Consider the following 6011-nt stretch of genomic DNA (forward strand, 5'->3'; position numbering starts at 1 on the left):
CCCCGCCCTCCGATCGCCCGCACTTCCGCCGAAGGATGACCGTCATGCACCGCGTGTTGCTCGTCGTGGACGTACAGAACGACTTCTGTGAGGGCGGCAGTCTGGCGGTGACGGGAGGCTCCGAGGTCGCCGCCGCCGTCACCGATCTGATCGGCCAGGCCACCGCCGGCTACCGGCATGTGGTCGCCACCCGGGACCACCACATCGACCCGGGCGCCCACTTCGCCCGGCCGCCGCAGAGCCCCGACTTCGTCACCACCTGGCCGCCGCACTGTGTGGCGGGCACGGAGGGCGCGGGCTTCCATCCCAATTTCGCTCCGGCCGTCGCCTCCGGCGCGGTCGACGCGGTCTTCGACAAGGGCGCGTACACGGGCGCGTACAGCGGTTTCGAAGGACTCGACGAGAACGGTGCCGGGCTCGCGGACTGGCTCAGGGCGCGTGGGGTCACGGACGTCGACGTGGTCGGTATCGCCACGGACCACTGCGTCCGGGCGACGGCGCTGGACGCGGCCCGTGAGGGCTTCGCCACGCGTGTGCTGCTCGACCTGACGGCGGGCGTGGCCGTCGAGACCACGGAGCGGGCGCTGGAGGAGATGCGGGCGGCGGGCGTGGAGCTGACCGGCAGGCCGGTGGTCACGGCCCGCCTGACGCCACCCGCCGGAACGGCCTAGTAAACCGGGTATCCCGCGCTCGCCGGACCCGGGGGCGGGCGCAGGAGGGCTCGTATCGGCTGCCAGAGCTGTTCGCGGCACTCCGGCGTCGTACGCCACAGCAGGCCGTCCGGGTGGTGCAGCACCGCGGTGATCTCGTCCGGTGTCGGCGGCGCCGCGTTGCCCCGCAGATACACCGCGCGCAGCCCCAGATTCCGCAGTCTGGTCAGGGCTCGGGCGCGGTTGGCCGCGTGCACGAGGACGCGTACCGTACCGCCCTCGGCCGCCGGGCTGGGCAGGGTCAGTGCCACCACCACCGTGCCGTTCGGGAGCTTGCTGAAGCCTCCGGCTGCCATGTCCTTCCTCTCCCCCGCGATCCCCCGTGAGACACCACGTCAATAAGAGAACTGTAGGACGCACCTAAACACGATCGGCCGCCGCCCGCTAGAGGGCGACGGCCGATCATGCTTTGACCTGCTGTTACTTCCGGTTACTTGTCGGAAGGAGCAACCTTGACCCGGATCGTCTGGCCTTCCGGCGACTCACTGACGACGGTGATCTTGGTGTTGGTGTCGGAAACCTTGACGCTGGAGAGCGGGTTGTCCGCGTACCAGTACGTGCCCTTGCGGTCGTCGAAGACGGTGGCCGCGGGCAGCGAGGGAACCTGGGTCGGGACGTTCGCCTTGTGCAGCGTCAGAGCGGACGTACGGGCCAGACCGAAGGTCGAGTCGTACGCCTGGATACGGCTGCGCATCAGCGTGCCGTCCGCCCACCGCAGCGGGGTGGCGTGCGCGTCGATGGGCAGGACCAGACCCTCACCCGGGTGGGCGCTGGTGTTGTTGTCCTTCTGCGAGGTGTCCCACAGCCAGATGAGCAGACCGTTCTGGTACGCGTAGTGCTCGACCTGGTTGTCGTACGGCGCGTTGAAACCGAAGTTGTACGGGCCGACCTTGAGGGTGCGGTCGTACGAGACGTACTGACGGTTCTCGGCGATGTAGAACTGCTCGTACTCCTGCGTGAAGCCCTCACCGATGCGCGAGAAGCCGTTCGCGGTCCAGCCCGCGTCGTCGCCCTCGGCATTGTCGGAGAAGACCGTCGCGCCGTCCGCGGTCAGGGTGATCGCGTCCGCGGTGAAGCCCTTCGGGGCCACTCCGCCGTCCGTCTGGTAGCGGAAGCGCAGGTCGAACTTCTTGCCCGCGTAGGCGTCCAGCGGGTAGACGAGGTGCTTGTTGGTGCCCGAGACACCGGTCAGCGACGGCTTGTCGGCCGCGTCACGGGGAAGCGGCCGGCCGTCGGCCGTACCGTCGAGCACCGTCCAGTTGGCGCCGCCGTCGGTCGAGACCTCGGTGTAGAGGTAGTCGTACTCGGCCTCGATGTCCCACCAGCCCTGGAGCTCCAGCGAAGCCGAGGACTTGCCGGTCAGGTCGACCGGACGGGTGAGGGTGTTCCTGAGGTCGTCACCCATGTCGCTCCACCACTGCTTGGAGCCCTGGGCGGGCTTCACGACAGTCGTGGTCTTGAGCTTCTTGGGCAGGTCGACGATGAGCGCCTGCGGGTTCTTGGTGTTGTACGCCGAGACGCCCAGCCGGTGGTCGGACTTGGTCGCGGCCGTGGCCTGCTCGTAGTCGAGCCAGCCGAGCTGGAGCTTGTCCCAGGCGGTCATGTCGCCCGGCAGGTCGCCGATCGCGTCCTCGCCCTTGCCGAGCCAGGAACCCGACGACATCAGCGTCCAGAAGGCGGTGGAGTTGTCGCCGCCCGCGGTGTCGTACAGGTCGGGCAGGCCCAGGTCGTGGCCGTACTCGTGGGCGAAGACCCCGAGTCCGCCGTTCTCCGGCTGCATGGTGTAGTCGCCGACCCAGATGCCGGACGTGCCGATCTGGGTACCGCCCGACTTGTTGTTCGCCGGGCCGGTGGTGCCGGCGCTGGTGCCGTACGCGTACCAGCGGTGCGCCCACAGGGCGTTGGTGCCCTCGGCGCCGCCGCCGGCCGACTCGTCCTCGCCCGCGTGGACGACCTGGAAGTGGTCGATGTACCCGTCGGGCTCGTTGAAGTTGCCGTCACCGTCGAAGTCGTAACGGTCCCACTGGTCGTACGCGGACAGCTCGGTCTTGATCTGCGCGTCCGTCTTCCCCTTCGCCTTCTGGTCCGCGGTCCAGGCGGTGACGCCGTCACGCACGGCGTCCCAGGCGGTGGAGCAGGTGGTGCTGCCGCAGTAGTTCGAGCCGTAACGGGCCTCGTTGTACGGGACCTTGACCCAGTCGGAGACCGTGCCGTCGACCGAGTAGCGCCCGGAGGACGTCTTCTCGTAGTAGGTCTTCAGCGAGTCCTTGGGCTGCCCGTCCGCGTCGGTGCCCGTACCGAAGTACAGGTCCTGGAAGTGGGCCTGGTTGTAGTCGGCCTGCCAGGCGGTGGAGTTGTCCACCGCGCGGTTCGGCTCGGCTATCTCGTTGTGCTGCGGGCCGGGCGTGCCGCCGTACTTGACGACGGGCGGCCGCGGGCCGGCCCCGTCCGGGTCGTACATCGTGGTGTTGTCGACCGTGTCGCTGAACTCCACCAGGATGGTGAAGATCTTGTCGGTCTTCTCGCGGCCCAGCTCGACGTACTTCTTGCCGCCGAGCTTCACGACGCTGGAGCCGCCGCGCTTCTCGACCTTGGCCTCGCCGGAGATGACCTGTTCGAGCGCGGCCTCACGCTCCTGTGACTGCTGCTTGCTGAACGGGCCTTCCAGGTCGTGTTCGACCTGCCCCTTCTGGGGCGCCGGGTCACGGCGCTCGATTCCCGCGGGGCCGGATGCGGGGTTGTCCTCGGCCTGGGCCGTGGTGAAGGCCGAAGCCGTCGCGGCGGTCGCGGCCAGAGCCACCACCACCGCGGACATTCTTCTCGCCCGTCGGTTTCTGATCACTTGATGCTTTTCCTCCCCGGCGCACGCGATCCGCGGACCGGGAGTGAGGGATCCGCGCGCGTCTGCGTCATAAGTGACGACATTCGACCGGAGTTAAGGAAGAAAAGACAGACCTTGACTTGCACTGGTCAACTGCACTATACGACGGTCCGGGTTCCGCTTCCGGAGCCGCCCGGACAGGGAGAAAATCGGACAACAGACGCACAATTCAAGCCCTTTGACGGACGGTGTGACTCGATGCGCCCCCTGTGCCGCGACACCGTGCGTTAGGTCACGCTTACTACCTGTTCCTCCCGGGCATCCCCCGTCGTAGAGTCGATGGAGAGTACGAGCCATTCGCAACCGCCACCCCCGCTTGCGACTCCATGCGAAATGCGCGAGACACCCCCGAACCCGATGCTCCGAGGACGGATTCCGCCATGCCGCGTCCGACTGCCGCACAGCTCGCCTATGGTTCCGCCACCGTCGTCTGCTCCACGGTCGTCATACTGCTCGTCTCCGGCCTCACCAGCGGCGCCGGTGTCGTGGTGACGGGGATCGCCGCGCTCGCCCTGGGTCTGCTGGTCACGCTCGTCGTGCCCGGGTCCGGCCGGGCCGGGGCGGCGGCGCGTTCCGCCGCCACCACCGGATCCGCGCGGGCCGAGGCGCCCGCCGCGCGCGTGCGCAGGGGCGGGGAGACACGGGTGCAGCCCTCACTGCGCCGCTGAGCTCCGGCCGGGCCGCTGCTCCGTCGCCGCCACCACGACCGTCCTGGCCGCCTTGTCGTGCAGGCCCTGCCGGTAGGGCCTGCTGACCAGGATGCTCAGGATGATGACGGCCCACCAGACGACCAGACAGCAGAGCAGGGCCGGCAGCCAGAGCACGACCGCGCGCAGCAGCGCGCTGCCGGTGTCGGGCACCGCACCGTTGTTGAGCATCGCGACCCGCAGCTTCATCCACCGTTTACCGAGGGTCTGCCCGGTTTTCCTGGTCATCAGGGTGTCGTAGCCGACGTACGCCACGACGGAGATGACCGACCAGAGCCACTGTGTTCCCGTATTCACCTGGTTGGTGAAGTCGCCCCAATTGCTGCTGTTCGCCTGCGCGTGCCAGTTTCCGAAGAAACCGGACAGAATGGCCAGCGGAATGAAAATGATCAGGGCGTCGATGATCCGCGCCACGAGCCGTCTGCCGAAGGGCGCGAGCGGTGGCATTCCGGCGAGCGGGTCCGTACCGCTGAACGGGTCCCCGCCGTAGGCGTTCCGGTCCTGGTCGTACGGGGATTCCGGGGGCCGACCGCTGTCGCCGCCGTAGGGAGCGCCGTAGGGGGCGCTGTACGGCGAACCGGGCGGCGGGCCTTCCGGCGACGGGCCCCCCGGTGTGCCTTCCGACGGCGGCGGTCCCTGTGGTCTCTTCAGGAACGGGTCGTCGTCGGGTGACTGGCCGGGCGGCGGCTGATCGTTGCTCATGGGGGCAGTGCACCGCGCGGGAAAGAGGCCCGCAACGGATCACCCGCCGTTCGGAGCAGTCCGGGAAGGGCCCGGTCCGCGGGGGTCAGCCCGCCACGAAGGTACGGGCCGCCTTGTCGTGCCAGCACTGCCGCCAGGGCCGGTCGACCAGACACCACAGCACATTGACGACACCCACCACGAGCACCGCGAGCACGCCGTAGACGAGCCAGCGGCGCAGCGCGGCGCCGAAGCCCGGGGCCTCGTGCGACTCTATGTCCCGCACTTCGAGTCCGCAGAGCTTCTTGCCCAGCGTCCGCCCCCATTTGGCGGTCGGCAGCGCTTCGTACAGCACGCCGAGGACCAGCAGCGCGACCAGCGCGGCCCCGAGACAACCGGCCGTCGTGGCGTCGATCAGCCAGACCGTGACGGTCTCACCGGTCCGTTCGGCCGCCGCGATCTTGGCGTCGATGTGCGTACGTGCCCGGGACTGGAGGGGCAGGGTGGCGGCTCCGACGAGCACGCCGAGGACGACGGAGTCGATCAGCCGGGCCACGAACCGCTTGGCCAGTCCGGCGGGCCTGGCCGCCGCCTGGGCCCGCGCGGCCTGGAGGAACGGGTCGTCGACCGGCGGCTTCCAGGGCACGACCGGCTGGTCGGGGCCGCCGGGCGTCATGGGCTGGGCAAGCTGGTGGACCTGCTGGGCCCAGGAGGCTGCGCCACCGCCGGCCCCGGAGGACACCGGTGCGGCGGGTGCGGCGGGGGGCTGTGGTGTGCCGATCTGACCGGGCGCCGGCTGCGGCGGGGAGTAGGGGGCGGGCTGACGGCGCGCGGGCAGTGCCGTGCCCGTACTGGACGCGCCCTGCTTCAGCGCGCGGATCGCCATCGTGCCCTCGGCCTGGCCCGTCCTGCCCGCCGCGCCGGCGTCGTCGTCCTTGGCCCGCCGGGCGGCACGCAGGGCGCGGCGGGCAGGACGGGCCAGGCCGAGGGCACGATGGCGATCCGCGCGCTGAAGCAGGGCGCGTCCAGTAC

The 6011-nt window shown here is 69.7% G+C and carries 6 protein-coding genes; 2 read left to right on the top strand and 4 right to left on the bottom strand.

Annotated features, from left to right (window positions below; all coding sequences use genetic code 11):
- Positions 1 to 44 precede the first annotated feature (44 nt).
- Positions 45 to 671, top strand: coding sequence for a nicotinamidase (locus BFF77_RS28575; protein ID WP_066955516.1), 627 nt, complete (start codon positions 45 to 47; stop codon positions 669 to 671).
- Here the strand turns inward: BFF77_RS28575 and BFF77_RS28580 are convergent.
- Together BFF77_RS28580 and BFF77_RS28585 are read right to left on the bottom strand one after the other, a co-directional pair.
- Positions 668 to 1006 carry a hypothetical protein gene (locus tag BFF77_RS28580; protein ID WP_066955519.1) on the bottom strand — a complete coding sequence of 113 codons (339 nt, stop codon included), beginning with the start codon at positions 1004 to 1006 and terminating at the stop codon, positions 668 to 670. The two genes, BFF77_RS28575 and BFF77_RS28580, sit on opposite strands and share 4 nt — an antisense overlap.
- A 134-nt stretch (positions 1007 to 1140) precedes the next feature.
- Positions 1141 to 3552 (bottom strand): immune inhibitor A domain-containing protein, encoded by a 2412-nt coding sequence (locus tag BFF77_RS28585; RefSeq protein ID WP_107422276.1) that lies wholly within the window; start codon positions 3550 to 3552, stop codon positions 1141 to 1143.
- Positions 3553 to 3971: 419 nt separating this feature from the next.
- On the opposite strand from BFF77_RS28585, the gene BFF77_RS28590 reads away from it, so the two are divergent.
- Entirely contained in the window at positions 3972 to 4259 is a 288-nt protein-coding gene (locus tag BFF77_RS28590) for a hypothetical protein (RefSeq protein WP_066955525.1), read from the top strand.
- Here the strand turns inward: BFF77_RS28590 and BFF77_RS28595 are convergent.
- Together BFF77_RS28595 and BFF77_RS28600 are read right to left on the bottom strand one after the other, a co-directional pair.
- Positions 4245 to 5000 carry an RDD family protein gene (locus tag BFF77_RS28595; protein ID WP_066955528.1) on the bottom strand — a complete coding sequence of 252 codons (756 nt, stop codon included), beginning with the start codon at positions 4998 to 5000 and terminating at the stop codon, positions 4245 to 4247. The genes BFF77_RS28590 and BFF77_RS28595 overlap by 15 nt on opposite strands.
- 85 nt (positions 5001 to 5085) lie before the next feature.
- A partial coding sequence (locus BFF77_RS28600; protein ID WP_107422277.1) for an RDD family protein occupies positions 5086 to 6011 on the bottom strand: 926 nt, incomplete at its 5' end.

The sequence above is a fragment of the Streptomyces lushanensis genome, from assembly GCF_001700515.1.
In the GTDB taxonomy this organism is placed as follows: Bacteria; Actinomycetota; Actinomycetes; order Streptomycetales; family Streptomycetaceae; genus Streptomyces; species Streptomyces lushanensis.

Excerpts from the sequence above, each read along its gene's own strand:
- BFF77_RS28575 (WP_066955516.1), top strand. The coding sequence starts at position 45 with ATGCACCGCGTGTTGCTCGTCGTGGACGTACAGAACGACTTCTGTGAG.
- BFF77_RS28580 (WP_066955519.1), bottom strand. The coding sequence starts at position 1,006 with ATGGCAGCCGGAGGCTTCAGCAAGCTCCCGAACGGCACGGTGGTGGTG.
- BFF77_RS28590 (WP_066955525.1), top strand. The coding sequence starts at position 3,972 with ATGCCGCGTCCGACTGCCGCACAGCTCGCCTATGGTTCCGCCACCGTC.
- BFF77_RS28595 (WP_066955528.1), bottom strand. The coding sequence starts at position 5,000 with ATGAGCAACGATCAGCCGCCGCCCGGCCAGTCACCCGACGACGACCCG.